Here is a 25,975-nt window from a genome sequence, read left to right on the forward strand (position 1 = left end):
CGCGTCCAATGACTTCGCGTGCACGCCGGGCGGAGGAACCCGGACTGGTCGTGGTACCCGCCCGCTACGTGGGCCGCTGGATCGCCGCGGTGGTGGTCATCGGCATCCTGGCGATGCTCGTCTACGGCATGTTCGCCAACGAGCGCTTCCACTGGGACGTGGTGGGCCAGTACCTCTTCGCCAAGCCGGTGCTGTCCGGCCTCGGCCGCACCCTGATGCTCACGGCGATCTCCATGCTCATCGGCATCGCGCTGGGGATCGTGGTGGCCGTCTGCAGGCTCTCGGCAAACCCGATCCTCTCCACCGCGGCCTGGGCGTACTCGTGGTTCTTCCGCGGCACCCCGCTCATGGTGCAGCTGCTGTTCTGGTTCTTCCTGGCGGCGCTGATCCCCAACATCGGGATCGGGGTTCCGTTCGGCCCGGAGTTGCTGAGCATCGACACCAACTCGGTGATCTCCCCGTTCACCGCGGCCCTGCTGGGCCTCAGCCTGAACGAGGGCGCGTACATGGGCGAGATCGTGCGATCCGGGATCCGGGCCATCCCGCCCGGGCAGACGGAGGCCGCGAAGGCGATCGGCATGTCCCGCCTGCAGACCATGCGGCGGGTCATCCTGCCGCAGGCCATGCGGGTGATCATCCCGCCGACCGGCAACGAGACCATCGGCATGCTCAAGTACACCTCGCTGGTGATCGTGATCGGCTACTCGGAGCTGCTGACCAGCGTCTCGATCATCTACTCGCGGAACTTCCAGACCATCCCGCTGCTGATCGTGGCGGCCATCTGGTACCTGGCCGTCACCGCGGTGCTCTCGGTCTGCCAGTACTTCGTCGAGCGCCACTTCGAGCGCGGCTTCACCCCCGTCAAGGGCAGGAAACCCGCGGCGCCCGCGGCCGCGGCGGCCCTCCCGGGGGCCCCTACCGGGGCCTCGCCAAGCATCGAACCGGAATTGGAGCCGAGCAAATGAGCGAACCAGTCCTGCGCGCCCAGGGCGTGCGCAAGTCATTCGGGCACCTGGAAATCCTGAAGGGCATTTCCCTGGAGGTGCAGGCGGGGCAGGTGGCCTGCCTGCTGGGGCCTTCGGGCTCCGGCAAGTCCACCTTCCTGCGCTGCATCAACCACCTGGAAAAGATCAGCGACGGGGAGCTCTGGGTCCACGGCGAGCGGATCGGCTACCGCCGAGCCGGCAACAAGCTGCACGAGCTTAAGGAAAACGAGACCGCCAGGCAGCGCGCCTCCGTGGGCATGGTGTTCCAGCAGTTCAACCTCTTCCCGCACCGCACGGCGCTGGAGAACGTGATCGAGGGGCCCCTGATCGTGCAGAAGATGCCGCGCGCCCAGGCGCTGGCCGAGGGTATGGAGATGCTGGACCGGGTGGGGCTGGCCGACAAGTACCAGCACTATCCCGCGCAGCTCTCCGGCGGCCAGCAGCAACGCGTGGCCATCGCCCGGGCGCTGGCCCTGAAGCCGAAGCTCATGCTCTTCGACGAACCGACCTCGGCCCTGGATCCGGAATTGGTCGGCGAGGTGCTGGACGTGATGACGTCGCTGGCTGCCTCCGGGATGACCATGATCGTGGTGACCCACGAGATGGGCTTCGCCAAGGAGGTCGCGGACGTCGTCCACTTCATGGCCGACGGGCAGCTCGTCGAATCCGGGGACCCCAGGCAGGTGCTGGAGAACCCGCGGGAACCCCGCACCCAGGCGTTCCTCTCCAAGGTGCTGGCCTAGCCCGCACCACTCGCACCCGCACCATCCGCACAGCCGGAGAAGGGAACGTCCAGATGAACGGGCAAGGACTGAACACCGCAGTATCACTGACCGAAGTATCGACTCCCGAACCGCGGGCCCTGGTGGGCCGGCTGCCCGGCTACTCCCGGTCGGCGTCCGCCGGAACGGTGCGGTGGGTGGCATCCTCCAACGAGTCGTGGATGCCGCCCTCGCCGGCGGCCCGGGAGGCCATGGCCGCCAGCGTGGAAGGGGCCAACAGGTATCCGAGCCTGGCCGGGGACCGCTTGGTGGCGGCCCTGGCCGAGGGGCTCGGGCTGCCCGGCGCGCAGGTGGCGGTTGGCGCCGGCTCCCTGGCGCTGCTGGGACAGATCCTCAACGCGTTCGCCGGGCCGGGCGACGAGGTGCTCTACGCGTGGCGCAGCTACGAGGCGTACCCCATACTTGTCACCCTGGCCGGGGCCGAATGCGTCGAGGTGCCGCTGGACGCGGCGCACCGACACGATGTCGGGGCGATGGCCGCGGCCGTCACCGAACGCACCAAGGTGGTGCTGTTCTGCAACCCGAACAACCCCACCGGGACGGTGCTGGACGCCGGGGAGATCGGATCCTTCCTCGACGCGGTGCCCGGGCACGTGCTGGTGGTGCTCGACGAGGCCTACCTCGAATTCTCCGGCGACTCCGGGCAGACGCTGCAACTGCTGAGGGACTACCCGAACCTTGCCATCCTGCGGACCTTTTCCAAGGCCTACGGGCTGGCGGCGGTGCGGGCGGGATACCTGCTGGCTCAGGAAGCGGTCGTGCGGGCCATCCGCGCCGTGGCCCCTCCCTTCGGGCTCAGCGCCGTGGCGGAGGCAGGGGCCGTGGCGGCGCTGGCGGATGCCGACCACCTGCGCGGCACCGTGGATGCGGTCTTGGAAGAACGCGCTTTCCTGCACCGTGAACTCACCGCCCGCGGCTACAGCATCCCGCCCAGCGGGGGAAACTTCCTCTGGATCCCGGAGACCGACGCGCGGGCCGCGGACATCGAACGAAGCTGCGCGGCGCACGGGGTGTCGGTGCGCGCCTTCGCCGGGTCCGGCGTGCGCGTGAGCATCGCCCCTCGCGAGGCCTCGCTGGCGGTGCTGGCAGCCCTGGACGAACTCGGCCGGCAGCCGGCGCCGGCACAAACCACCCCACCCACCCCGCAAGACCACAGCTTTGAAATACACCGCACTGGAGGTGCATCGTGATCGGCACAAGCGAACAGCCCGTCGTTGAAGACCCGCGAGGGGGAATCCTCGTTTCGGAGGACGGATTCTTCGACGTTGAGGTGGCGGGGATCAACCGCGAATCGGATTCGGTGGTGTCCCTGGAACTGGCCCACCCGGCCGGCCTGGCCCTGCCGGCATGGAGCCCCGGCTCGCACATCGACGTGCTGCTCCCCAACGGGTTGCTGCGCCAGTATTCGCTGTGTTCGGCGCCGGGCGATGCCCGCTGGCGGCTCGGCGTGCTGCGCGAACCCGCGGGGCGCGGCGGCTCTGCCTACATCCATGAAGACCTGCGCCCCGGCGCACGGGTCAAGGTGCGGCACCCGCGCAACAACTTCGAGCTGGCCCCGGCGCCCGAGTACCTGTTCATCGCCGGCGGCATCGGCATCACCCCCATCCTGCCCATGCTGCGCGCAGCCGAGGAATCCGGTGTGCCGTGGCGGCTGGTCTATCTGGGGCGCAGCCGCAGCTCCATGGCGTTCACCGAGGAGCTGGCCGCCTACGGAAACAAGGTGCACCTGCACGCCGACGACGAGTCCGGGTTCTACCCGCTTCCGGAACTGCTCGGGGACCCCTCGGCCGCCTTCCATGCCTACGTGTGCGGCCCGGGCCCGCTGCTCGATTTCATTTCCGGCCTCGCCGCCGACTGGCAGGATTCGTCCCGCTACAGGTTCGAGCGCTTTGTCGCCGACCCGGCCGCGAGCGCGCCGGCGGCAGGGGACCACGAGTTCACGGTGGAGACCACCCAGGGACTGGAGGTGAAGGTGCCGGTGGGCACCAGCATCCTCAGCGCCCTGGAGCAGGTGGGCGTCCGGGTCCTGAATTCCTGCCGCGAAGGAATCTGCGGCACCTGCGAAACACCGGTGGTGTCCGGGGAGGTCGACCACCGCGACTCGCTGCTCAGCGACGAGGAGCGCGAGGCCGGGGACACCATGATGATCTGCGTTTCACGCTGCAAGGGCAAACGACTGGTCCTGGACATCTAGGAGCAGGCGGCCCGGTTGCGCGGCTGGCGGTCCAGCACGGCCGGGGGTCCTGGAACGTCAGTCGCGCAACCTGAAGAACGAGGTTCCGGCCGCGGTGAAGGCGCCGGGCAGCAGCAGGATGGAAAGTTCCGGGTTGAACTGCACCTCCGTCGGCCCGCGTCCGTCCAGCGCTGAGGCGAGCTTTTCCGGGGCGAGCGCCTCCAGCAGCCATTCGGACGGTCCGGCGCCCAGCTGCAGGAGACCGGTTCCTGGGTCGTAATCGAGCCAGGCGGTGATCCAATCGCCGGCAAAGCGCGGCAGGGGATTGGCTGTGGTTGCGGGTGCTGCATACGTGTTGTGGGACATGGGTGTCACGGTCCTTGAAGCTGGTTGTCCTTGCCCTGCCGCAGGTGTGCGTGCGAAGGCCGCTTCGTCATCCGAACCACCCGCCGTACAACAATGGGGTTGGTACCTGGTCAGTCGGAGCTTTGCCATAAGCAACCAGAATTCGTGAAGCTGTTCCAACCATACGTGGGTGAACGGACAATTAGCCACCGCGGGGTCAGGAACCGCAACAATCCGTCATCGGGTCGCAGTGCAGCCTGCACCCGGCCGGGAGGCATAGGCTGGGAAGAATAGAAATCCAACCCCAGCTTCCGGAGGTACACCATGCGCGCCACACTGATCCACGGACCGCGGGACATCCGCGTCGAAGACTGCCCCGACCCGGTGCTGCTCGCCGACACCGACGCGCTGGTCAAGGTCACCGCCGCCTGCGTGTGCGGGTCCGACCTGTGGCCTTACCGCGGGGTCAACGAGATCCCGAAGCCGCGGCGCATCGGCCATGAATTCATCGGCGTCGTCACCGCTGCCGGGGACAAGGTGGCAACGCTGAAGGTCGGGGACTTCGTGGTGGCCCCCTGGGCCAACAGCTGTGGAACCTGCCCGCCGTGCCGAAATGGCGTCCAGGTGGCCTGCGAGCACCGCGCAGTCTGGGGCGGGAACGACGAAAACGGCCTGCCGGTGGACGGCGGCCAGGGCGAGGCCGTGCGCGTCCCCAACGCCGACGGCACCCTGGTGCCGGTCCCCGGAGTCACGGAGCCGGACGAGGCGCTTGCCAAGTCGCTGCTCGCGCTCTCGGACGTGATGGGCACCGGACACCATGCCGCGCTCGGGGCCAAGGTGGCACCCGGCCGCAGCGTTGTGGTGGTCGGCGACGGAGCCGTGGGCCTGAGCGGGGTGCTGGCCGCCAAGCGACTGGGCGCCACCCGGATCATCGCCATGTCCAGGCATGCAGACAGGGCGGAGCTGGCCCGCGAATTCGGGGCCACCGATGTGGTCGCCGAACGCGGGAAGGAAGCCGCCGCGAAGGTGCGCGAGCTGCTCGGGGGAGTGCTTGCCGACTCGGTCCTCGAATGCGTGGGCACCGAAGAGTCCCTGGGCCAGGCGCTGGCCTGCACCAGGCCGGGCGGCGCAATCGGCTTCGTCGGAGTTCCGCACGGGGAAAACCCGCTGCCGCTCTACGAGCTCTTCTCCAAGAACATCACGGTGGCCGGCGGGGCCGCCAGCACCCGGGCCTACCTGCCCGCGCTGCTGGAAGACGTGCTGGCCGGGAAGATCAATCCCGGGCTGGTCTTCGATACCGTGATGCCCCTGGAACAGACGCCGGAAGCCTACCGGGCCATGGACGAGCGCCGCTCCATCAAGGTCATGCTGGTGCCGTAGGACGCACAGGGGGCCGGCACTGACAGGAATCGTATCCCCGCCAATGCCGGCCCCCTGTCGTGGCTGTCTGTTCTATGCGTTCTCGTGGCTGCGCTCGGAGGCCGGAGCGCGCTTCGGAAGGCTGCGTCCCGCGAAGAACTCGGGCCGGCGCACGGCCGCGCCCACCAGGAACAGCGCGCCCAGGGCGATGATGCCCACGCCGATGACAAACACCAGCCCGATGCCGAAGATCTCCGATCCCGATCCGTAGGACGGATCCCAGGAATCGACAGCGGTCTGGATGAAGACCGCAACCAGTGCGATGCCGCCCAGCAACGGGGCCAGCAGGCGCAGCAGGAAGTTGCGCAGCGAGTCCAGTGCGGTGTGCCTGAAGTACCAGACGCAGGCCAGCGCCGTGATTCCGTAGTAGAAGCAGATCATCATGCCCAGCGCCAGGATGGTGTCGTTCAGGACGTTGTTGCTCAACACCCGCATCAGCGCGTAGAAGCCGGCCGAGACGCCGCCGGCGACGATCGTGGCGAAGGCGGGTGACTTGAACTTGTTGACGGAGCCGAACCGCTTGGGCAGGGCGCCGTGGTGCGCGATCGCGAGCAGCGAGCGGGCCGGGGAGATCATGGTGGACTGCAGCGACGCGGCGCAGGAGGACAGCACCGCCAGCGAGAGCAGGATCGCGAACGGGCCCATGACCGGCGTCGCAATGGCGGTGAAGACGTTAGCGGAGTTCTCCGGATTGCGCAGGCCCAGCCCGGTGTCCCCGACGCCGGCGAACATCACCGTGGCGATGGAACCGACCAGGTAGATCGCGAGCACGCCGATGGCAGTCAGAGCCGCGGCCATGCCGGAGGTCTTCTCGCCGTTCTTGGTTTCCTCGGTCATGGTCAGGCACACGTCCCAGCCCCAGAAGGCAAAGATCGACAGGCTCAGGCCAACCGCGAAGGCGGAGAAGGAATCGATGTGCATCGGGTTGAACCAGGAGGCGTCGAAGGCCAGGTGCCCCGGCTGGCCGGCCGCCTTGGAGAAGGCTCCGACGGCAAACCAGGCGAGCACGACCAGCTGGAATCCCACCAGGACGTACTGGACCAGACGCGTGGTGGTCAGCCCGCGGCAGGCGATGAAGACCGCCGCGCCGACGAAGGCCAGGCAGGTGAGGATGTTGATCGCGTTGTTGCCGGCCAGGTCGGCCAGGGCGGGGTTGCCCGTGGCCTGGGCCAGGAACAGGTAGAAGAAATCCACCGCCACGCCTGCGAGGTTGGAGAGCACGATGATGTTGGCCGCCAGCAGGCCCCAGCCGCCCAGCCAGCCCAGGGCCGGGCCAAAGGCCTGGCTCACCCAGGTGAAGGTGGTGCCGGAGTCGGGGGTGTCCGCGTTCAGTTCCCGGTAGGCCAGGGCGACCAGGAACATCGGGATGAAGCCGATGATGAAGATGGCCGGCAGCTGGGTGCCGATGGCCTGGACCGTGGGGCCCAGCGAGGAGGTCAGCACGTAGGCCGGGGCGATGGTGGAGATGCCGATCATGACCGCGGCGAAGAGCCCCAGCTGGCCGGACGCCAGTCCCTTGCCGCGGACCGGGCCCGTGGCCGACGAGGGCGCCTGGGTGTTTGCGGACGCTTGTTTCAGCGTGGACTGGCTCATGACTCGTCGTCCTTTGCGGCTGGTTCCTGCTGGGTGATGCAGTGGATTCCGCCGCCGCGGGCGAAGAGTTCGCGGGCGTCGACGCCGACGACCTTGCGTCCCGGGTAGGCGTCGGCCAGCACGGCCAGCGCCTTTTCGTCGTTGGGGTCGTTGAACGTGCAGGCGACGACGCCGCCGTTGACGACCAGGTGGTTGATGTAGCTGTAGTCGACGAAGCCTTCCTCGTCGCGCAGCGTGGCCGGGGCGGGTACCTCGATGACGTTGAACGGGCGTCCGGCGGCGTCGGTGGCCCCGTTGAAGGAGGCGATGATTTCGCGGCTGACGGCGTGGTCGGGGTGTTCCGGGTTGTGCTGGGTGTGGACGAGGACGTTTCCGGGGGAGGGGATGGTTGCAACGATGTCGACGTGGCCGCGGGTGCCGAATTCTTCGGAGTCGCGGCTTAGGCCGCGGGGCAGCCAGTGGACCTTGGTGGCCCCGAGGGTGCGGGCGAACTCGGCCTCGACCTCTTCCTTGGTGATCCCGGGGTTGCGTCCGGCGTCCAGCTGGACGGTTTCGGTGGCCAGCACCGTGCCCTCGCCGTCGACGTGGATGCCGCCTCCCTCGTTGACCAGTGCCGAGGCGATGCGCTGGACGCCGGCCCATTCGGCGACCTGCGCGCCAATCTTCGAGTCCTTGTCCCAGGCCGCCCAGTCCTGGGCGCCCCAGCCGTTGAAGACCCAGTCGACGGCGGCAAGTTCCCCGGCGTCGTTGGTGACGAAGGTCGGGCCGATGTCGCGCATCCACGCGTCGTTGAGTTCCGCGGTGCGGATTTCGATGCTCCCGTCGAGGTAGTCCGCCGCGATCGCGGTGTCGGCGGGATCCACGACCATGACCACGGGAGCGAACTCGGCCACTGCGTGGGCAACGTTGGCCCAGGTGGAGCGGGCCGCGTGGGCCTCTGCGTCGGTCTCGCCGAGGGTGTAGCCCTCGTGGGGGAATGCCATCCAGACGCGCTTCTGCGCCGAGGTTTCTGCGGGCATGGTCCAGCTCATGGTGTTGCTCCTGCGGATGTGTGCTGCCTGAACGGGAGTGTCTTGGCCGTGCCGCGTCCCGCCCGGATGCACCGGGGCGGGAGCCTCCTGTCACAGTAAATGAATGTCGTTCGTTTTAGTATGGTGCCTTGCGTCACGTTGCGCAAGGGCTAAAACGAACTTCATTCGTTAGACTCGGGTCAAGCGCACAACAACCCAGGGAGTCTTCTTCGATGGCACGACCCAGCAGCCCGAAACTTTCGGCACCGGCCATTGCCGCGGCGGCACTAGAGATCGTGGACGCCCACGGGGAATTCACGATTCCGCGCCTGGCCAAGGTCATGGGCGTGAGCCCGTCGTCGCTCTACAACCACGTCTCGTCGAAGGACGACATCATCGAGATGATGCGCGGACAGGCCATGGGGGAAATCGAGTTGCCCGATCCGGACGCGGACTGGGTGCAGACCCTGCGGCAGATCGCCAAGGGCTACATGCGTTCCTATGCCAAGCACCCGCGGCTCATCCCGCTGCTCACGTCGCACACGGTCCGCGACGAGCTGACGCTGAGGGTCTACGACCTGCTCGCCGAGGCATTTGCCCGCGGCGGATTCAGCGCAAGCGACTCGCTGGCCGCGATCACGGTGCTGGATTCCTTTGTGCTCGGTTCGGCACTGGACGCCGCGGCGCCGTCCCAGGTGTGGGAATCTAACGAGGATTCGTCGGAGGCCTGGCGCGCCGCGCTCGAGGCGGGCCTGGCGGTCAGCGACAGGGCGCAGAGGACATTCGAGTACGGCCTGGAGATCCTGCTGGCGGGATTCTCGCTCCAGGCCGCCTCGAATGTTCAGGTTGCCTAGCGCAGCAATTCGCGGATGTCGTCCGCGTTGAGCACCTTGCCGAACCCTGCGCCCTCGTCCATGACCGAGGAAATCAGCTGGCGCTTGGAATCCTGCAGCGCCACCACCTTTTCCTCGATGGTGTTCTTGGCGACCATCCGGTAAACCATCACGTTGCGCGTCTGCCCGATGCGGTGGGCGCGGTCGACGGCCTGCGACTCCGCGGCGGGGTTCCACCACGGGTCCAGCAGGAAGCAGTAGTCGGCCTCGGTCAGGTTCAGCCCGAAGCCGCCGGCCTTCAGCGAGATCAGGAACACCGGCGCGGCGCCGGACTTGAACGAGTCGATGACCTCGGCGCGCTTGCGCGTGGAGCCGTCAAGGTAGGCGTACGGCGTGCCGGCCTCCTCCAGCCGGTCCGCGGCCTTCTTCAGGAAGGACGTGAACTGGGAGAAGATCAGCGCGCGGTGGCCCTCCGCGACGACATCCTCGAGCTGCTCGAAGAGCATGTCGAGCTTCGCGCTGGAGATGTTCGCGTACTCGTCGTCGACCAGGGAGGCGTCCAACGAGAGCATGCGCAACAGCGTCAGCGACTGGAAGATCGTAAAGCGGTTCTTGTCCATGTCGTCGACCAGGCGCAGCACCTTCTGGCGCTCGCGCTGCAGGTGCGTGTCGTAGATCTTGCGGTGCGCCGGGGAGAGCTCCACGTGCAGCACCTGCTCCTGCTTCGGCGGCAGGTCCGTGACAACCGCGTCCTTGGTGCGGCGCAGCATGAACGGGCGGATCCGCCGGCGCAACCGAGACAGCGGTTCGTCGAGGCCCTGGCGTTCGATCGGGCGCTGGTAGTTTTCCGCGAAGCGCACGGCGGAGGGGAACAGCCCCGGGGAAACGATGGCGAAGATCGACCACAGTTCCATCAGGTTGTTTTCCATCGGGGTGCCGGTGATGGCCAGCTTGAAGCGTGCGGGCATGTCCCGGGCCACGTGGTGGGCCTTGGTTGCCTTGTTCTTCACGAACTGGGCCTCGTCGAGGATCAGCCCCGCCCACGAGATGTCCGCATACGCGTCTGCGTCGAGGCGCAGCAACGTGTAGGACGTCACGACGATGTCGTAGTCCTTGGCGAGCTGGGCCAGCGACGCGGTGGCGCGGGTCTCGGTGTCGGTGATCGCCGCGACCTTCAGGCTCGGCGCAAAGCGTGCCGCCTCGTCCTTCCAGTTGGAGACCACGGAGGTCGGTGCGACCACCAGGAACGGCGCACGACGGGTGGCGTCCTGGGGCAGGTCAGGGTGGTCCTGCGGCTTCGCCCAGATCTGGTGGGCGTGCAGGATCAGCGCCAGCGTCTGCAGCGTCTTGCCCAGGCCCATGTCATCGGCCAGCACGCCGCCCAGGCCGTTGCGCCACAGCGTGCTCAGCCAGCCGAAGCCCTCCAACTGGTAGGGGCGCAGCGTGGCGTTGAGCGTGTCAGGCAATTGCGCCGGGGCGGCATCCTTGAGGTTCAGCAGCGCGCCGAGCGAACTCGCCCACGCATCGGGCCCCTCGATGTGGGTCGCCAGGGCGTCGAGCTCCTCCCAGAGCGACAGCTGGTACTGCGTGATGGACAGGTCCCCGTCCTTGTCCTTCATGTCGCGCAGGGCCCCGGCCTCCGCGACGAGGGCGCGCAGCTTTTCGAAGAGCGGGTTGTCCAGCGAGAAGTAGCTGCGGTCCGGCATCAACAGCTTGGTCTGGCCGTTCGAGAGGGCGCGCAATACGTCGGCAAAGGGGATCTGGCGGTCCCCGATCGAGATCAGCAGGCCCAGGTCGAACCAGTCGCGACGGTCCGATTCGACGGTGGTGATGGTCAGCTCGGGGGCCTCGGTCAGCTCGTGGAAGACGGGGCGGACGCCCTTTTCCTCGATGACCAGCCCGTCGAGGTTCTCCAGCTCCGGCAGCGTGCGGCGGACGAAGTCGATGACGTCAAGACCCTGCAGGTGCTTGGGGCCAAGGACCGCCGATTCCAGGGCGGGGAAGTCGTTGAGGATGTCCAGGGCCGCGGACTCCAGGGCGCTTTCCACCACGGTGTCGCGGTCCTCGGCCTCGACGACCAGGCCGTTGTAGTCGAAGACCCAGTCCAGTTCCACGTTGTCGCGCGAGCCGTAGCGGATCTTGCTGACAAGCTTCGGGGGCAGCACGGCGGGCAGCTCGACGCTGGCATCCGGGCTGGTGACGCGCAGCTTGCGGGCCAGTCGAGGGTACACACGGGAGAAGAACTCTTCCGATTCCTTTTCCGGCACCGTGACGGGTTCCGGGTGGTGCAACATGACGAGTTCGCTGGCCGAGAGCCCGCCGGGGACCCGTCCCAGGAAGATCTGGTTGTGGTCGTCGCTGGCGGCGTACACGCCGTGGTTGCCGATGGCGCCGGCGGCCGAGTCGGCGTCAAGGTCGATGCGCACGTCCCCGATCAGCAGGCTGGGGGCCAGCTCGATGCCCTCCGGGGTGGTGGTGGCACCGAGGGAGGCGTGGGCCGGTTCCAGGAGCGTGATCCGGGTGTTGGTCTTGGTGCCGATCAGTGCCACGCCGAGCTTCTTCGCCTCGGCCAGCAGCGGCCAGAGCAGCGAGGAAGAGAACTCGTCAAGGTATAGCCAGTCGTTGTCCTCGCCGAAGTAGAGTTGCCCGTTGGCGCGGTAGAGCGGCACGAACTGGCAGAACCACCGGTGCTGCTCGGCATCCAGGTTTAGCCCGTAGGTCTTGAAGCTGATGGTGTTCCAGCGCAGGTTTCCGCGGACCCAGCGCTCCGCGCCGGTGCGGACCATGGGGCGCACGCCCAGCCGCCACCTGCGGCTTGCGACCTTCTGCTGCCCGACGCCCGAGCCCGGGGCCCACTGCTGGTGGGCGCTGAGCGTGGTGTCCTGCAGCTCGAATTGCAACCCCATGTGGGCCAGGGGGTTCTTGGCACTTGCCGAGGACACGCTCTTGGGTGCGGCGGCGGGCGTGAGCAATTGCTGAAGCGATTGCTGCCAGGCCGGAACGCTGACGGTGGCGCTGCGGAACACCACGTCCTTGGCGCGCAGGTGCAGGGTGTTGGAGTAGATCAGCAGTGCCGCGACGTGCTTGCACTTGGGCGCATCGCCGCAGGGGCACTCGCCCTCGTCGATGAGCCAGGCTTCCTTTTTGAAGACCAGGGTGATCCCCACCGAATAGGTGGGGTTCTCATCCTCGCTGACCCGTCCGGCGAGCATCGCTGAGTCGGGGTCCCAGGAGATATCGCTCATTGAGGCGTCCGTGGCAAGTACCTTGCCGCGAGTAAAGGCGGCACCACCAACGACGCGCAGGATTTCACGCGCATCGACCATGGGGAAAGCTGAATCGGTCATCCTCCTATCGTTTCACGTTCCGGGGCCCGAGGACTAACCGGTGGCAGTGTGGTGTGCATTAATCGCGGCGCCATTTAACACCGGGCCGCCCTTCCGATGCGGGGAAGGTCCACGTTTCCGCGGAAACCGGCAACTTCAACCGGGGATTGGCTCAGGGCGCGTCGGGGACTTTGCACGTCAATTCCGCCTAGAATCGCCATTCGGGACAAAGAAAGAAACTAGGTTGGTTCCATGAACAGCACACCCGCCTTGACACCGCTGCCGAGAGTGATCGAGATTGCCTCGCTGCGTGACTTTGACAGGCATGCCACGTCGGCGCTGGCCATCGAGGGAGGACGCCTTGCCGCCTCCATGCACGGGTGGCACGTCCAATCCGTCGATCTGCGCGGACGCAGCGCGGTGCTGGAGAAATTGCGCCCGTCCGGTTCCGTGTTCATGGGGTGCGACATGGAGGGGAAAATCGAGCGGCGCCTGCGCGGCGGCGGGGCGCTGGTCTTCCCCGAAATCCCCGGGCTGCCGTTCGACCCCTATCGCGGGGAGCTCTACAGCTGGAATGAGCTGTACTCGGGAATCGCCGAGGGGTCCTACGAATCGGTGCCGGACGCCAGGATCTACGCCTGGAGTTCCCACCGGCTGGGCGCCGGTGCCCATGACGCGCTGAACGCGGCCCTGGCCAGCACCCTGCACGACCACGCGATCGGGAACAGGCTCGATTCCCAAGTCCGGGAGGGGGACCTCTCCTACGCGCCGCTGGTGGGCGTGATGGGCGGGCACGCGCAACAGCGCGGCGGGGAGGAATTCAGGATGGCCGCCAGGCTGGGGCACGCGCTCTCCGGGGCGGGGTTCATCGTTGCCACGGGCGGGGGACCCGGGGCCATGGAGGCCGCAAACCTGGGGGCATACCTTTCGGCCTTGCCGCTGTCCACGCTGGACGAGGCGCTGGGGATGCTGGCCGTCGCGCCGAGCTTCGGCACCTCGATCACGGGATGGGCCCGTGCCGCGGAAAGGGTGCGCAACAGGTGGCCGTCGGGAACGCCGAACCTGGGCATCCCCACCTGGTTCTACGGGCACGAGCCGCCGAACATGTTCGCCACCCACATCGCCAAGTACTTTGCCAATGCCACCCGCGAGGCGGTGCTGCTGGAGAAGTGCTCCGGCGGCATCGTCTTCCTTCCCGGTGCCGCCGGTACGGTGCAGGAAATCTTCCAGGACGCCTGCGAGAACTACTACGGCGCCGCCGAAAGCATCAGCCCCATGGTGCTGGTGGGGGTGGATCACTGGACGCAGACGCTGCCCGCCTACCCGCTGCTGCTGGAACTGGCGCGCGGCCGGCACATGGGCAGGCTGATCCACCTGGTCGACGACCCGGCCGAGGCGGCCAGCATCCTGGTGGGCCTCAACGATGGCGGCATTTCCGGGGTGCGCGGACTGGCATGAGCGCCTACGCGATCGGCATCGACATCGGAGGCACGAAGATCGCCGCGGGGCTGGTGGACCCGAACGGCACGGTCCTGGTCAGGGGCCGGCGCCCCACCCCGGGATTCGAGCCCGCCGCGGTCCTCGCCGCGGTATGCGACCTGGTCGGGGAGCTTGGCCCCGGCGGCGCAGGCGCCGTGGTGGGCGTCGGTGCCGCCGGGTGGATGGACCCCACCGGCAGCACCGTGGTCTTCTCCCCGCACTTGTCTTGGCGCGACGAACCCCTGCGCCGGAACCTCGAACAGGCGCTGGGCCGGGACGTGCTGCTGAGCAACGACGCGGATGCGGCGGGCTGGGCCGAGTACCGATTCGGCGCGGCGCGCGGCGAGGACAATATGGTGTGCCTGACGCTCGGCACGGGGATCGGCGGTTCGCTGGTGCTGGACGGGAAGCTCCGGCGCGGGCGCTTCGGCATGGCCGGGGAGTTCGGGCACCAGGTCCTGGTGCCCGGCGGGCACCGCTGCGCCTGCGGCAACCGGGGCTGCTGGGAACAGTACGCCTCCGGCAACGCCCTGGCCCGCGAGGGCCGCAGCCTGCTGGCGGTGCACGGGCCGGTGGCAGACGGGTTGCGCGAGGCCGCGGGAAACGACCCGCATGCGGTCACCGGGGAGCTGGTGAATTCCCTGGCCGAGGCCGGGGACGAGGCGTGCATCGAGCTGGTGGTCGAGGCCGGGCAGTGGCTGGGGCTGGGCCTCGCCAACCTGGCTGCGGTGCTGGACCCGGGCACCATGGTGATCGGCGGGGGATTGGGCTCCGCCTCACCGCTGCTGCTGGAGACGGCCGAACGGACCTACCGCAGCTCGCTCAGCGGCCGCGGCCACAGGCCCTTTGCCCGGGTTCTCGGCGCGGCCCTGGGCCCGGACGCGGGGCTGGTGGGCGCGGCCGACCTGGCCCGGAACGCATTGGGCCAGCGGCGCGTGCGAGCCGGGGAGCAACCAAACAGCCGGACGTGAAAATGGCCGGCGGGTCCGTGGGAAACGGAGCCGCCGGCCACCTCGCGTGCGGCGCCGAAGGTTGGTGCGCCCGGGGTCAGACGACGCTGCCGCCGAAGAGCAGGCCCAGCGCGTAGGTGACTCCGGCCGCGCCCAGGCCGATGGCCAGCTGGCGCAGGCCGCGCTTGGTCGGGGAGGCCCCGGAAAGCAGCCCGACGACTCCGCCGGTGGCAAGCAGCGCGATGCCGACCAGCACTGCGGAGAGCATGATGGCGGGGGTGCCGCTCATGCCGAAGATGAAGGGCAGGATCGGGATGACGGCGCCGGAGGCGAAGAAGCAGAAGGACGACGACGCCGCTCCGACGGCCGAACCGATCTCCTCGTGTTCGATCTCCTGTTCTTCCACCTCGCGCTCGGGCCACAGGGACAGCGTGGGGTTGCAGTCGCAGGAGTACAGGCCCATGCGTTCGGCCGCGCGGTGCGCTGCGTCCTCGTCGCTCATGCCGCGGGCCTTGTAGACCAGCACCAGCTCGTTGGCGTCGAGGTCCAGGTCCGGGGCCGCGGACAGGGTGATCTGCGTGGGCTTGGAGGCGGAGAGCAGTTCGCGCTGGGAACGCACGGAGACGAATTCGCCGGCGGCCATCGACAGCGCGCCGGCCAGCAGGCCGGCTATGCCGGAGAAGAGCACGAAGGAGCTGGCGACGCCGGTGGCGCCGATGCCCATGACCAGGGCGAGGTTCGAGACCAAGCCGTCGTTGGCCCCGAACACCGCGGCACGGAAGTTGCCCGAAAGCCGGTTGCGCCCGCGTGTTGCCAGTCCGCGCACGACCTCCTCGTGGACCAGCTCGTCGGCGGCCATCTGGCGGGTGGCGTCGGTGTCGGCGGCGTAAGGGGAGTCGCCCTCGGCTCGCTGGGCCAGTGCCAGCACGAACACGGAACCGAAGTGGCGGGCCAGGAAACGCAGCATCGTGCGGCGCAGCGAGGGGCGGGCGGCCTTAGCTGCGTGCTCGCCCAGCAGGTTGCGCCAGTGTTCCTCGTGGCGGGTTTCGGCGTCGGCCAGGCCCAGCAGGATGGCGCGTTCCTCGCCGGTGCGCTTGTTGGCCAGCTCGCGGTAGACGGCGCCCTCGGCGATTTCATCGGCCAGGTAGTGGCGCCAGCGTTTGATTTGGGCGGGAGTGGGGGTTGGCGCTTGTGGCGTCATGTCTCGTCCTCGTTTGGTGTTCATGGCGGGTGAGGCCATGCGATGGGGAGGAACAAGCAATGTTTTTGGGTGCGTTGAACCTCGGACCACCATGGTGGGCCGAAGGTCTCGTTCGCCCGGGAAATCCTGTCGTGGATTCCCGGGTGGATTGCCGGGCCGCACCTTTGCGGCCAGTATGTCGACGCACCGCCGCCACCACGAATGGTGGATTCGGAACTACTCCCCTTCAGCGAACAACTTTAGCCTTCGGCCGCGCTTCAGAGAATTCGACGAGGCTAAAAATGTGCGTCCGGCCTGCGGTGTTCCCGGTGACCGGGGTGCGGATCAGCAGGCTTGACGAAGCGGGGTCCCAACGCGGCGTCGCAACCGAGTCCGCCAGGGCGCGGGCGACGGCGGGCGCGTCGTTGACATGGAAGCTGCGCCAGGAACCGTGCAGGTTCAATTCGACGACGGCGCGGTGGAGGTCAAAGAGGGGCAAAACGGGGACGGTGTGTTCCATGGCGGCAGCGGCCGGCCTTTCACTAGCTCTTGCCGCCGCCTTGTGGCGCCGGCCGCTTCTTCATCCGAACCACCCATGAACCTGGGGTTGGTGCGCGGCCAGTCGGAGCTTGGCGCCGCATCTCGTGAAGCTGGTCACCACACTATCGCGACTCGGCCCCCAGCTGAATTTTTTGGTACAAATCGGTCCACGCCGCTGCGTCATAATCGGGCAAATTGGGGGAAATGCGACGATCCCCGGCGCTGCCGTCAATGAGTTCGCGCACGATGTCGATGTGCCCGGCATGGCGGGCGGTTTCCACGTTCATGTGGATGAGCAGCCGACCGATGGTGGTGTTCCGTTTCTCCGGCGCCCACCACGGGACCGTCGCCGGGGCATCGAGCGGCAACGCCGCGATGTTCCGGTTGGCCGAGTCGATGGCGCTGCGGTAGTAATCGAGGATGTCCGCGCTGGGGATCTCCGCCGGAACCCACATGTCGTAGTCGGGGTCGTCGCTCTCATTCAACGCGATGAATCGCGGGTGCTCGACGGTCTGCCCCAGGCATTCCACGAAATACCCGAGCTCCACGCCGGCCAGATGCTGGATGAGGCCCAGGATGTTGGTTCCGCTGGGCACCAGGGGCCGTGTCAGGTCGTAGTCGCCCAGACCCTCGGCCTTCCACAGCACCGCCTCGCGGGAAGCATTGAGGTACGTGAGCAGGTGGTTCTTCAGATCGTCCATGGGCTACAGCCTAGGAGCGGGTATGCCCCGCTGGCTAGGGTGCATGCCCAGAGACGACGAAGGGCCCCGCCGGGCAATCATCCTGGGATGAGTGTCCGGCGGGACCCTTGAGTGTGCCCGGGTGGGCTACTTGGCGATCGACTCGACTTCGATGCCCTCGACGTCGCCTTCGCCGGCGACGCGGGAGTTCCAGCCGTCGATGACGGCGCGTTCCGTGGGCTTGGTGACGAGGGAGACGAGCACGTAGACCACGGCCGAGGCGATCAGGCCGTAGTAGATCGGCTCGTTGGCGTAGATTCCGTCAAAGCGTTCCTTCGCCTGGATTTCCAGGACGATCATGGTGCCCAGCGTGACGACGGTTCCGGCCGCCATCGACGCGGCCGCGCCGATGCCGTTGCCGCGCTTCCACATCAGGCCGCCGATGATTGCCACCAGCAGGCCGCCGACGAGGATGTCGTAGGCGATGGTCAGGGCCGCGACCACGTCGGAGACCATGATGGCCAGAAGGATGGCGACGATGCCCAGGATCAATACCCAGATGCGGTTGGCGCGCACGTCGTGCTCGGGGTTCTCGTTCGAGTTGACCCGGATTTCCTTGCCGAACCAGCCGGCGACAAACGGGGTGACGTCGGTGCGCGCGACGGTTGCCGCAGCGATCAGTGCGCCGGATGCGGTGGACATCATGGCGGCAACTGCCGCTGCGAGGACCAAGCCGCCGACTGCAATCGGCAGAAGCTGGGTTGCAACCTCGGCATAGACGACGTCCTTGCCAAGGTTGGCGACGTCGATGTCCGGCAGCGCAACGCGGGCGGCCAGGCCGATGATGGCGCCTGCAGCGCCGTAGAGCACGCAGTAGATGCCGGCGGTGGTGCCGCCCCAGCGGGCGACCTTCGGGGTCTTCGCGGTGAAGACGCGCTGCCAGATGTCCTGGCCGATCAGCAGGCCCAGGGTGTAGACCACGAAGTAGGTGATGATGGTCTGGACGCCGATGCCGTCCCAGGTGAAGAACTCGGCGCCGACGCGTTCACGAATGCCGCCCATGCCGCCCGCGGCGTTCAAGGCAAACGGGAGCATCAGGAAGAAGATGCCGACCGTCTTGATGACAAACTGCACCTGGTCGGCCAGGGTGATCGACCACATGCCGCCAATGGTCGAGTAGATGACCACGATGATGCCGCCGATGGCGATGGCCATCCACTTTTCCCAGCCGAAGAGCACGACGAAGATGGTCGCGTAGGCGCTGGTGGAAGTTGCGCAGAGCATCAGTGTGTAGGCGAGCATCACGATGCCCGAGGTGTTGGTCGCCGACTTGCTGCCGTAGCGAAGGGTCAGCATCTGGGAGACGGTGAAGACCTTCAGGCGCTGCAGCGTCGGCGCGAACACCAGCGAGAGGAGGATGACGCCGACGCCGATGGCGACCACGAGCCACATGCCGGAGATGCCGAACTTGTAGCCGAGGCCCACGCCTCCGACGGTGGATGCCCCGCCCAGGACGACCGCCGCCATGGTTCCGGTGTAGAGGAAGGGGCCGAGGCGTCGGCCAGCGACCAGGTAATCGCTGCTGTTCTTGGTGCGGGACTTGCCCCACCAGCCAAAGGCGAGCATTGCCGCCAGATAGACGGCCACGATGGTGCCATTGATGAATTCCATGGGAGTGAACCTTTGGGGGAGAACGATACAGGCAACAAGATTGGTGCCTGTAAGTAAACTTTTGTTGTCTCCTAGGCTAATGTGAGCTGACTTACACGTCAATTGCCCTAAGCTATATAAACCCGACCTATTTCTGAGCACCTTGGAGTATCGAGCCCATGAAAGCCTTGCCCGTTGAGCCCAGCAATGCGGCATTGGCCATTGGTTCGCGCATTCGAAGCGTCCGCCAGGCACAGCGGCTGACCATCGACCAGGTCGCCGAATCCACGGGGCTGACCAAGGGTTTCCTCTCCCGCGTGGAGCGCGACCTGACCAGCCCCTCGGTTGCGTCGCTGGTCACCCTGTGCCAGGTCCTGTCCATTGATGTGGGCGATCTTTTTACCCAGCCCGACACCCACGTGGTGAGGCTGTCCGAGGCGCCGCGCATTTCGCTGGGCGGCGAGGGCATCGTCGAGCAGCTTGTCACCGCACGCTCCGAGCGGCGCCTGCAAATGATCCGGGCGGTCATCGAACCGCGGGGTGAGGGCGAGAAGGAGCTCTACTCGGTCGACTGCGAGGTCGAGGTACTGAACGTCATTTCAGGGAAATTCATCCTGATCTTTGCGAACGAGCGGTTCGAGCTGGACGCGGGGGACACCGTGACGTTCCCCGGCCGCGAACCTCACAGTTGGATCAACCCCACCGACGACCAGGCCGTGGTGACCTGGACGCTGGTGCCCGCGGCCTCGCGGTAACTCCCTTCGAACTGCCCCGAGGGAGTTGCCCGCAGTGTGGCCCTAGCCCACGTGCACCCAGGGGCGCTTGGCAATGGAAGGCTCCGCTTCGCGCAGGACTTCGCGGGTCAGCGGCGCAATTTCGCCCTGACCGAGGAAGATGAAGCGCATCAGATTGCGCACCGGATCGCCCTCCGTCCAACGGAAGTAGATGTGTGGCATGATTCCGGTCTGGTCCCTAATGGCGATGCACGTCGCGGCGATGGCCGTCGGGACCGAAGGGGCCGAGGCCTGGAGGATCTTGTAACCATGCCGGGTGACGCCCTGCACCATAAGGTCCTGGGAGAATTCGGAAAAATCGGAGACCTTGATCTCGATGAAGATCACCGGCGCGCCTTCCGGCAGGTGGCTTGCCATTTGCGCGTGGGTCAACTTGTGTCGGTAGCGCGCGGCCGACAGCCGTGCCGGCTCATGGGCAATGATGCGCACCATGTCGTCCTCGGCTGCAGCCTTCACGATCGCCAGTGCGTCCTCGTCCAAGGTGACAGAGGTGGCGCGCAACTCGGTGGAGCGCCGGAAGCGCGAGAAGAAGGACACGGCGACGATACCAAGAATGAAGAGTGCGGCAATGCGGATGCCGTCGGGGCGTTCGACCACGTTGGCGCCCGTGGTGTAGAGGAAGATGACGGAAGTGATGCCGAAGCCTATGGTGCGCCAGCGTTGTCCCTTGCGCTTGGCGGAAATGGTGACGGCGACGGCCGCCGAAGCCATGAGGACCAACACGCCGGTGGCGTAGGCGGCGCCCTGTGCATCGACGCTGGCTTCAAACACCAGGGTGATGACCACGGCAACACCGATAAGCACCAGCACCAAGGGGCGAATGGCGCGAGCCCATTCCGGTGCCATGCCGAAACGCGGCAGGTATCGCGGGATGAGGTTGAGCATGCCCGCGAGGGCCGAGGCGCCGGCGAACCACAGGATCAGGATCGTCGAGATGTCGTAGATGCTGCCGAAACCGTCGCCCAGCATGCCGTGGGCCAGGAACGACAAGGCGCGGCCGTTGGCTGCGCCGCCCGGCTGGAACTCTGGTGCCGGGATCAGCATGGTGGTCACGATCGATGAGCAAACCAGGAAGACGCTCATCGTGAGTGCCGCGGTCAGCAGCAGTTTCTTGGCGCCGTCAATGCGGCCCGAGGGTTTCTTCTCAGTGTCTCCGGGGTTGGAGCGGATCTGCGGCATGACGGCCACGCCAGTTTCGAACCCCGAAAGGCCTAGGGCCAGCTTCGGGAAGACCAGGAGCGCAATGGCGATCATCATCCACGGATTGCTGTGTTCCGCGGTGAGGTTGAGCCACCAGTGGTCAACCGGGGCGGGGTTTTGGATCAGCGAGACGAATGCCGTGGCGATCACGACGACGTTCAGGGCCAGATAAACCGCAACAAGCACCACGGCCAACCAGATGACCTCGTGGAACCCGCGCAGGAAGAGGCCTCCCAGCAAAAGGATCAAGATCAGCGTGATCGCCACTTGCTGCCCGTGGAACCATTCCGGGGTGAGGGGGTTTTCGATGATGTGTGCCGTGGCATCGGCCGACGAAAGGGTGATGGTGATCATGAAGTCCGTCGCGGCGAACCCCAGCAATACCAGTACGAACAGCTTGCCCTTCCAATGCGGGAGCAGGCGCTCGAGCATGGATATGGAGCCTTGGCCGTGTGGGGATTCCTGTGCCACCCTGCGGTATACGGGAAGCGCGGCGCAGAGGGTCACTGCCACCAGCATCAAGGTGGCAAGAGGTGCAAGGGCTCCCGCAGCAAGGGCGGCAATGGCCGGCTGGTAGCCAAGGGTCGAGAAGTAGTCCAAACCCGAAAGGCACATGACCTGCCACCAGCGATGACCGGTTGGCTTCGCCTCGACGGGCTGACCTTCCTCGTGTCCGACTTCAGGATCCTTGAGCCACCGAGATATTCCGGCGGTTCGAGCCCTAATAGGGGTGGTCCTCACTAAGTCGGACGAACTCACGTATTTATTCACGAGTGAGAACGCTACTCCTGATCGAATCAAATTGATCTAGTGATCCCGGAACAATTTGGGTGATTTGCATGACACTGTCCACTTTGACATTCCCTGCCGGAAAAGCAACCATTTTTGTAGCGGAGTACCGGAGAATTCAATCTCTTGACCGCCACCCGTGAAGGACAATGCTTGTGAGTTCCCTGCCCGAAGACCCCGCGCCGGCCATTTTCGTGCCCAAAAGGCTCTGGGCGCCGTGGTGGTTGGCCCTGGTGTTGGGTGTTGTCAGTGGCACCGCGTTGACATTCCTGCGCGCCCACAAGTCCTTTGTCATCCCCGGCGCCGTTGCGCTCGCCGGGTTGATCCTGATAGTCGGAATCGCCACCATTGTCCGGAAGCAGCGGCACGAAGAAGCCCTGGATCCGCCGGTGTCAGCCGCATATGTGGCTTGGATGGCGGTTCTCGTTTTCCTTGCCGGACCGGTGCAGGTGTTCTTCCTTCCGTCGAATCCGCAAGAGATCATTCTGAAGGCGCTTGTCTTGTCGGTGGGCCTTTCGGTCGCCGTCTACGGAGCCGATCGCTCACTCTTTGCGAAGTTTGCCAAACCCTCGGCGGGTTGATTGTTGACTTTCCGTTGCGGAAAGGCGAGGCTTTCCATAACGGAAAGCGAGGTTGTGCATGCCTGATGCCAAGCCTGCAGGTTTTGGTCCCGATGATGCCTTGGCTGAAGTCGAGAAAGCCGCCGGCCGCATGGTTGGGGCTGCTGAAATGCCCAAGAGTTTCCTGCTCGCAATGGTTGCTCTCGTTGCCACCATCTTTGCGCTGTTCCATGTGGTCCCGATGCCGGTGTCGCTGGGCCTATTGTTGCTGGGGATTCCATTGGTTATCTGGTACTACCTGTTGGTGCGAGTGCGGCCCAAGCCGCGCACAATGCTCAAGCATTCCGGGCCCTATGTCGGTTATGCGCTCCTTCTCTCCCTGATTTTTCAGGCCACCCGCTTTTGGGAGGCCCTCTTGTGGTGGGAAGTTGCGGCCAAATGGGTGGTGACATTTGCGCTCGCCTGGTTCCTTTTGACGCGATTGCTTGATGCGGAAGCGAAAAGCCGCCTTAAGGACGCAAGTGAACACCCCTACTAGCTCCGGCCGCTTTGACGAGTTGATTCATGCTCCGCTCCGGCTGCGTATCTGCGCGAGCCTCGCGCCGGTTCAGTGGGCGGAGTTTTCGCAGCTTCGCGAGGTGCTGGATGTTGCCGATTCGGTCCTCAGCAAGCATCTCAAGCAGCTCGCCGACGCCGGCTACGTCTCAATCGACAAGTTTGCCAAGCTGGGCCGCAGCCATACGCGGGTTTCGCTGACCCGCGACGGTCGCATTGCCTATGTCGGGCATGTAGCGGCCCTGAGGGAAATGCTCGGCTAGGAAGGCACATTTCCTCGTACGCCCCGCAACCCTTGACTGTAAGCCGCGCCACAAATAGCATGTAAGGCAACTGTTGTTTCATATTGGACAACTTATGGTCGTTGGCGTACCCGTCGAGGTCGCGATGTCGTGGAGGAAAATCATGCAAGAAATCCGCATTGAAGAAAACGGAAACGTAGGACCCATCGATGCCTCGAGGATCCCGCGATTCGCCGGACTTGGCACGTATGCGCGCCTGCCCCGCATCGACCAGGTTCCGAATGCGGACATCAAGGTCATCGGCGTTCCCTTCGACGCCGGCGTCTCCTACCGCCCGGGGGCCCGTTTCGGGTCCACGCATATCCGCGAATCCTCGCGCCTGCTGCGCCCGTACAACCCGGCCCTGAATGTTTCCCCCTTCGCATTGAGCCAGGTTGTCGACGCCGGGGACATGGCGGTGAACCCGTTCAACATCAACGAGGCCATCGAAACGATCCAGCAAAACGCGCTGGACCTTACCGCCGACGGATCCTCGCTGGTGACGCTGGGTGGCGACCACACCATCGCACTTCCTCTGTTGCGCGCCGCTTCCGAGCGCGCCGGCGCACCGGTGGCCATGCTCCACTTCGACGCCCACCTTGACACCTGGGACACCTACTTCGGCGCCGAATACACGCACGGCACCCCCTTCCGCCGCGCCGTCGAAGAAGGCATCCTCGATACCGAAGCCATCTCCCACGTGGGAACCCGCGGCCCGCTCTACGGCAAGAAGGACCTTGAGGACGACAAGCGCTTCGGCTTCGGCATCGTCACCAGCTCCGATGTTTACTACCAAGGCGTGCGCGAAATCGTGGACAAGCTCCGCGACCGCATCGGCAACCGTCCCCTCTACATCTCGGTGGACATCGACGTTCTTGACCCGGCGCACGCGCCGGGCACCGGCACCCCCGAGGCCGGCGGCATCACCAGCCGCGAGCTGCTCGAGATCATCCGCGGCCTGCGCGGCATGAACATCGTGGGCGCGGACATCGTCGAGGTCGCACCGGCCTACGACCACGCAGAAATGACGGGCGTCGCGGCCTCCCACGTCGCCTACGACCTGATCTCGCTGATCTCCGACAAGCGCGCAAACGACAAGAAGGACAGCGAATGACCTCGGAGATTTCCGGCAACCTGGCCCAGCGCAACGGTGGCGACCTTGTCATCGAGACGCTCGAGGCACTGGGTGCCAAGACCGTCTTCGGCATCCCGGGGCAGCACGCCCTGGGACTCTTCGATGCGTTGTCCCGGTCGGACCTGCACTTCGTTTCCTCCCGCGTGGAAAACAACTCGGCCTTCGCGGCCGACGGCTACTCGCGGGCAACCGGCGAGGTGGGCGTGCTCTTCCTGTCCACGGGTCCCGGCGCGCTGACCTCGCTGGCCGGCCTGCAGGAGGCCTACGCAACGGGCGTTCCGATCGTCGTGGTGGCAAGCCAGATTCCGCTGGACGGTCTCGGCGCCCGCCGCAAGGGCATGCTGCACCAGCTCGATGACCAGAAGGCCTCGGCCGCAAACGTCACCAAGTCCCAGCGCACCGTGCACCACGCCTCCGGGATCCCCTCTGCCATCCAGGACGCCTGGGCCGATGCCATCACCGTGCCGCAGGGCCCGGTCTGGGTCGAGGTGCCCCAGGACGTGCTGCTCGCGCCGGTGCTGGTTCCGCCCGTCGTCGACGCACTGGCCGAAGCCTACGAACACCCGCCGCGCGTGGAACTGGTCAACGAGGCCGTGCGCTGGCTTTCCGATGCCCGGCGCCCGGTCATCGTGGCGGGCGGCGGCGTCCGCCGAGCCCGCGCCGAGGCCGAACTGCTGGCCGTCGCCGAGCTCCTGGGCGCCCCGGTCATTTGTTCCCCCGGCGGCAACGGCGCCTTCCCCTGGACCCACGAGCTTTCGCTGCAGTCTTGGGTCGAGGACCGTCACGCCACGGAGGTCCTCGAGGACGCCGACGTGCTCATCGTCGTCGGCTCCGCGCTTGGCGAAGTGACGAGCAACTACTTCACCCTTGAACCGCGCGGGCACCTGATCCAGATCGACGCCGAACCGCGCGTGCTCGAATCCAACCGCCCGGCCCTCGGTATCAGGGCCGACGCCAAGGTCGCGTTGGCGTACCTTCGCGATGCCCTGGTCAAGGTCGAGGGCGGCGTGAAGGCCGACTGGCACGGAAGCACCCCGCAGCAGGTGGTCGCCGAAACGCTGGCAAAGGTCACCGAACGCCTCGACTCGCAGGACCTGGCCAAGGAGCGCAAGTTCATGGCCGACATCCGCGCGGCGGTTCCGGCCGGGATGCAGACGTTCTGGGACATGACAATCTCCGCCTACTGGGGCTGGAGCTGCTGGGATTCCAAGGACGGCCAGTTCCACTCGGCGCAGGGCGCCGGCGGGCTCGGCTACGGGTACCCCTCGGCCATCGGCGGTGCGCTCGGCCTGCAGGTCGCGGGCGCCTCGGCGGCCGACGCGCGGGTGCTCGCGGTGTCCGGCGACGGATCCTCGATGTACTCGATCGCCGAGCTGGCCACGGCCAAGCAGCACAACGCGCCGGTGACCTGGCTGATCGTCGACGACGGCGGCTACGGCATCCTGCGCGAATACATGGTCGGCGCGTTCGGCAAGGCAACAGCCACCGAACTGGCCCGCCCCGACTTCGTGGCGCTGGCCGAATCCTTCGGCGTCCCGGCCCGACTGGTGGACCACACCGACATCCGCGAGGCGCTCGAGGAATCCTTCGCCGCCGAGGGCCCCAACGTGGTGGTAGTGCAGACGCTGCTTAAGATGTTCGCGCCCACGCACCTGTAGACGGGCAATTTCCGTTCGATTGTGTGGGGATAGGGGCCCGGTTCATGTAACCGCGGC

General features: G+C 66.4%; 23 protein-coding genes and 2 riboswitches. Of the genes, 14 read left to right on the forward strand and 9 right to left on the reverse strand.

The window, feature by feature from the left end; genetic code table 11:
* Positions 1-8 precede the first annotated feature (8 nt).
* The 4 genes from ACFY5D_RS20570 to ACFY5D_RS20585 are packed head-to-tail and all read left to right on the forward strand — an operon-like array spanning position 9 to position 3,962.
* Entirely contained in the window at positions 9-965 is a 957-nt protein-coding gene (locus ACFY5D_RS20570) for an amino acid ABC transporter permease (protein WP_387534172.1), read from the forward strand.
* Positions 962-1,729, forward strand: a complete 768-nt coding sequence (locus tag ACFY5D_RS20575) for an amino acid ABC transporter ATP-binding protein (protein WP_387534174.1) — start codon at positions 962-964, stop codon at positions 1,727-1,729. The genes ACFY5D_RS20570 and ACFY5D_RS20575 overlap by 4 nt, the downstream gene beginning before the upstream one ends.
* Before the next feature lie 53 nt (positions 1,730-1,782).
* Positions 1,783-2,958: a histidinol-phosphate transaminase gene (locus tag ACFY5D_RS20580; RefSeq protein ID WP_387534176.1), complete on the forward strand. Its 1,176-nt coding sequence runs from the start codon at positions 1,783-1,785 to the stop codon at positions 2,956-2,958.
* The gene (locus ACFY5D_RS20585) at positions 2,955-3,962 is read left to right on the forward strand and encodes a PDR/VanB family oxidoreductase (RefSeq protein WP_387534177.1); all 1,008 of its coding nucleotides are present in this window, start codon (positions 2,955-2,957) and stop codon (positions 3,960-3,962) included. The genes ACFY5D_RS20580 and ACFY5D_RS20585 overlap by 4 nt, the downstream gene beginning before the upstream one ends.
* A gap of 57 nt (positions 3,963-4,019) precedes the next feature.
* On the opposite strand, the gene ACFY5D_RS20590 is transcribed toward ACFY5D_RS20585, so the two are convergent.
* A complete protein-coding gene (locus ACFY5D_RS20590; protein WP_387534178.1) occupies positions 4,020-4,307 on the reverse strand; it encodes a hypothetical protein in 288 nt (95 codons plus the stop codon).
* Positions 4,308-4,328: 21 nt separating this feature from the next.
* A riboswitch (SAM riboswitch) is annotated at positions 4,329-4,457 on the reverse strand.
* A gap of 153 nt (positions 4,458-4,610) precedes the next feature.
* Between ACFY5D_RS20590 and ACFY5D_RS20595 the strand changes: the two genes are divergently transcribed.
* Positions 4,611-5,666, forward strand: a complete 1,056-nt coding sequence (locus tag ACFY5D_RS20595) for a zinc-dependent alcohol dehydrogenase family protein (protein WP_387534180.1) — start codon at positions 4,611-4,613, stop codon at positions 5,664-5,666.
* Between the two features lie 72 nt (positions 5,667-5,738).
* On the opposite strand, the gene ACFY5D_RS20600 is transcribed toward ACFY5D_RS20595, so the two are convergent.
* Both ACFY5D_RS20600 and ACFY5D_RS20605 read right to left on the reverse strand, forming a co-directional pair.
* Entirely contained in the window at positions 5,739-7,298 is a 1,560-nt protein-coding gene (locus ACFY5D_RS20600) for an APC family permease (protein WP_387534182.1), read from the reverse strand.
* A complete protein-coding gene (locus ACFY5D_RS20605; protein WP_387534184.1) occupies positions 7,295-8,329 on the reverse strand; it encodes an agmatine/peptidylarginine deiminase in 1,035 nt (344 codons plus the stop codon). Before ACFY5D_RS20605 ends, ACFY5D_RS20600 begins: the two co-directional genes overlap by 4 nt.
* A gap of 212 nt (positions 8,330-8,541) precedes the next feature.
* On the opposite strand from ACFY5D_RS20605, the gene ACFY5D_RS20610 reads away from it, so the two are divergent.
* Positions 8,542-9,162, forward strand: a complete 621-nt coding sequence (locus ACFY5D_RS20610; protein WP_387534186.1) for a TetR/AcrR family transcriptional regulator C-terminal domain-containing protein — start codon at positions 8,542-8,544, stop codon at positions 9,160-9,162.
* Here the strand turns inward: ACFY5D_RS20610 and ACFY5D_RS20615 are convergent.
* On the reverse strand, positions 9,159-12,488 hold the full coding sequence (locus ACFY5D_RS20615) for an SNF2-related protein (RefSeq protein WP_387534188.1): 3,330 nt from the start codon (positions 12,486-12,488) through the stop codon (positions 9,159-9,161). The two genes, ACFY5D_RS20610 and ACFY5D_RS20615, sit on opposite strands and share 4 nt — an antisense overlap.
* Before the next feature lie 231 nt (positions 12,489-12,719).
* On the opposite strand from ACFY5D_RS20615, the gene ACFY5D_RS20620 reads away from it, so the two are divergent.
* Complete coding sequence (locus ACFY5D_RS20620; RefSeq protein WP_387534190.1) at positions 12,720-13,925, forward strand: LOG family protein; 1,206 nt, start codon at positions 12,720-12,722, stop codon at positions 13,923-13,925.
* A complete protein-coding gene (locus ACFY5D_RS20625) occupies positions 13,922-14,917 on the forward strand; it encodes an ROK family protein (RefSeq protein ID WP_387534192.1) in 996 nt (331 codons plus the stop codon). Before ACFY5D_RS20620 ends, ACFY5D_RS20625 begins: the two co-directional genes overlap by 4 nt.
* Positions 14,918-14,993: 76 nt before the next feature.
* On the opposite strand, the gene ACFY5D_RS20630 is transcribed toward ACFY5D_RS20625, so the two are convergent.
* The 4 genes from ACFY5D_RS20630 to ACFY5D_RS20645 all read right to left on the reverse strand — a co-directional run bounded on the left by ACFY5D_RS20630 (position 14,994) and on the right by ACFY5D_RS20645 (position 18,967).
* Positions 14,994-16,097, reverse strand: a complete 1,104-nt coding sequence (locus ACFY5D_RS20630) for a VIT1/CCC1 transporter family protein (protein WP_387534194.1) — start codon at positions 16,095-16,097, stop codon at positions 14,994-14,996.
* A 226-nt stretch (positions 16,098-16,323) separates the two neighbouring features.
* The gene (locus ACFY5D_RS20635; protein WP_387534196.1) at positions 16,324-16,596 is read right to left on the reverse strand and encodes a hypothetical protein; all 273 of its coding nucleotides are present in this window, start codon (positions 16,594-16,596) and stop codon (positions 16,324-16,326) included.
* 20 nt (positions 16,597-16,616) lie between these two features.
* A riboswitch (SAM riboswitch) is annotated at positions 16,617-16,726 on the reverse strand.
* Between the two features lie 12 nt (positions 16,727-16,738).
* Positions 16,739-17,317: a DinB family protein gene (locus ACFY5D_RS20640; RefSeq protein ID WP_387534198.1), complete on the reverse strand. Its 579-nt coding sequence runs from the start codon at positions 17,315-17,317 to the stop codon at positions 16,739-16,741.
* Positions 17,318-17,443: 126 nt separating this feature from the next.
* Complete coding sequence (locus ACFY5D_RS20645; RefSeq protein WP_387534200.1) at positions 17,444-18,967, reverse strand: sodium:solute symporter; 1,524 nt, start codon at positions 18,965-18,967, stop codon at positions 17,444-17,446.
* A 158-nt stretch (positions 18,968-19,125) separates the two neighbouring features.
* On the opposite strand from ACFY5D_RS20645, the gene ACFY5D_RS20650 reads away from it, so the two are divergent.
* The gene (locus ACFY5D_RS20650) at positions 19,126-19,701 is read left to right on the forward strand and encodes a cupin domain-containing protein (protein ID WP_387534202.1); all 576 of its coding nucleotides are present in this window, start codon (positions 19,126-19,128) and stop codon (positions 19,699-19,701) included.
* A 42-nt stretch (positions 19,702-19,743) separates the two neighbouring features.
* Here ACFY5D_RS20650 and ACFY5D_RS20655 read toward each other — a convergent pair whose 3' ends face one another.
* Positions 19,744-21,555, reverse strand: a complete 1,812-nt coding sequence (locus tag ACFY5D_RS20655; RefSeq protein WP_387534204.1) for an amino acid transporter — start codon at positions 21,553-21,555, stop codon at positions 19,744-19,746.
* A gap of 329 nt (positions 21,556-21,884) precedes the next feature.
* Here ACFY5D_RS20655 and ACFY5D_RS20660 point away from each other — a divergent pair, with 329 nt between their 5' ends.
* The 5 genes from ACFY5D_RS20660 to ACFY5D_RS20680 all read left to right on the forward strand — a co-directional run bounded on the left by ACFY5D_RS20660 (position 21,885) and on the right by ACFY5D_RS20680 (position 25,918).
* Positions 21,885-22,310, forward strand: coding sequence for a hypothetical protein (locus ACFY5D_RS20660; RefSeq protein ID WP_387534206.1), 426 nt, complete (start codon positions 21,885-21,887; stop codon positions 22,308-22,310).
* Positions 22,311-22,368: 58 nt separating this feature from the next.
* Positions 22,369-22,827 carry a hypothetical protein gene (locus tag ACFY5D_RS20665; RefSeq protein WP_387534208.1) on the forward strand — a complete coding sequence of 153 codons (459 nt, stop codon included), beginning with the start codon at positions 22,369-22,371 and terminating at the stop codon, positions 22,825-22,827.
* Positions 22,811-23,107, forward strand: coding sequence for a transcriptional regulator (locus ACFY5D_RS20670; protein ID WP_387534210.1), 297 nt, complete (start codon positions 22,811-22,813; stop codon positions 23,105-23,107). Before ACFY5D_RS20665 ends, ACFY5D_RS20670 begins: the two co-directional genes overlap by 17 nt.
* A 142-nt stretch (positions 23,108-23,249) precedes the next feature.
* Positions 23,250-24,239, forward strand: a complete 990-nt coding sequence (gene speB / locus ACFY5D_RS20675) for an agmatinase (RefSeq protein WP_387534212.1) — start codon at positions 23,250-23,252, stop codon at positions 24,237-24,239.
* Positions 24,236-25,918: a thiamine pyrophosphate-binding protein gene (locus ACFY5D_RS20680; RefSeq protein ID WP_387534214.1), complete on the forward strand. Its 1,683-nt coding sequence runs from the start codon at positions 24,236-24,238 to the stop codon at positions 25,916-25,918. The genes speB and ACFY5D_RS20680 overlap by 4 nt, the downstream gene beginning before the upstream one ends.
* Positions 25,919-25,975 lie beyond the last annotated feature (57 nt).

Origin of the sequence: Paeniglutamicibacter sp. NPDC012692 (assembly GCF_042901625.1) — a bacterium.
GTDB lineage: Bacteria > Actinomycetota > Actinomycetes > Actinomycetales > Micrococcaceae > Paeniglutamicibacter.

Coding starts and splice junctions, on each gene's coding strand:
- ACFY5D_RS20570 (WP_387534172.1), top strand. CDS start 9: ATGACTTCGCGTGCACGCCGGGCGGAGGAACCCGGACTGGTCGTGGTA.
- ACFY5D_RS20575 (WP_387534174.1), top strand. CDS start 962: ATGAGCGAACCAGTCCTGCGCGCCCAGGGCGTGCGCAAGTCATTCGGG.
- ACFY5D_RS20580 (WP_387534176.1), top strand. CDS start 1,783: ATGAACGGGCAAGGACTGAACACCGCAGTATCACTGACCGAAGTATCG.
- ACFY5D_RS20590 (WP_387534178.1), bottom strand. CDS start 4,307: ATGTCCCACAACACGTATGCAGCACCCGCAACCACAGCCAATCCCCTG.
- ACFY5D_RS20595 (WP_387534180.1), top strand. CDS start 4,611: ATGCGCGCCACACTGATCCACGGACCGCGGGACATCCGCGTCGAAGAC.
- ACFY5D_RS20600 (WP_387534182.1), bottom strand. CDS start 7,298: ATGAGCCAGTCCACGCTGAAACAAGCGTCCGCAAACACCCAGGCGCCC.
- ACFY5D_RS20605 (WP_387534184.1), bottom strand. CDS start 8,329: ATGAGCTGGACCATGCCCGCAGAAACCTCGGCGCAGAAGCGCGTCTGG.
- ACFY5D_RS20610 (WP_387534186.1), top strand. CDS start 8,542: ATGGCACGACCCAGCAGCCCGAAACTTTCGGCACCGGCCATTGCCGCG.
- ACFY5D_RS20615 (WP_387534188.1), bottom strand. CDS start 12,488: ATGACCGATTCAGCTTTCCCCATGGTCGATGCGCGTGAAATCCTGCGC.
- ACFY5D_RS20620 (WP_387534190.1), top strand. CDS start 12,720: ATGAACAGCACACCCGCCTTGACACCGCTGCCGAGAGTGATCGAGATT.
- ACFY5D_RS20625 (WP_387534192.1), top strand. CDS start 13,922: ATGAGCGCCTACGCGATCGGCATCGACATCGGAGGCACGAAGATCGCC.
- ACFY5D_RS20630 (WP_387534194.1), bottom strand. CDS start 16,097: ATGACGCCACAAGCGCCAACCCCCACTCCCGCCCAAATCAAACGCTGG.
- ACFY5D_RS20635 (WP_387534196.1), bottom strand. CDS start 16,596: ATGGAACACACCGTCCCCGTTTTGCCCCTCTTTGACCTCCACCGCGCC.
- ACFY5D_RS20640 (WP_387534198.1), bottom strand. CDS start 17,317: ATGGACGATCTGAAGAACCACCTGCTCACGTACCTCAATGCTTCCCGC.
- ACFY5D_RS20645 (WP_387534200.1), bottom strand. CDS start 18,967: ATGGAATTCATCAATGGCACCATCGTGGCCGTCTATCTGGCGGCAATG.
- ACFY5D_RS20650 (WP_387534202.1), top strand. CDS start 19,126: ATGAAAGCCTTGCCCGTTGAGCCCAGCAATGCGGCATTGGCCATTGGT.
- ACFY5D_RS20655 (WP_387534204.1), bottom strand. CDS start 21,555: ATGTGCCTTTCGGGTTTGGACTACTTCTCGACCCTTGGCTACCAGCCG.
- ACFY5D_RS20665 (WP_387534208.1), top strand. CDS start 22,369: ATGCCTGATGCCAAGCCTGCAGGTTTTGGTCCCGATGATGCCTTGGCT.
- speB (WP_387534212.1), top strand. CDS start 23,250: ATGCAAGAAATCCGCATTGAAGAAAACGGAAACGTAGGACCCATCGAT.
- ACFY5D_RS20680 (WP_387534214.1), top strand. CDS start 24,236: ATGACCTCGGAGATTTCCGGCAACCTGGCCCAGCGCAACGGTGGCGAC.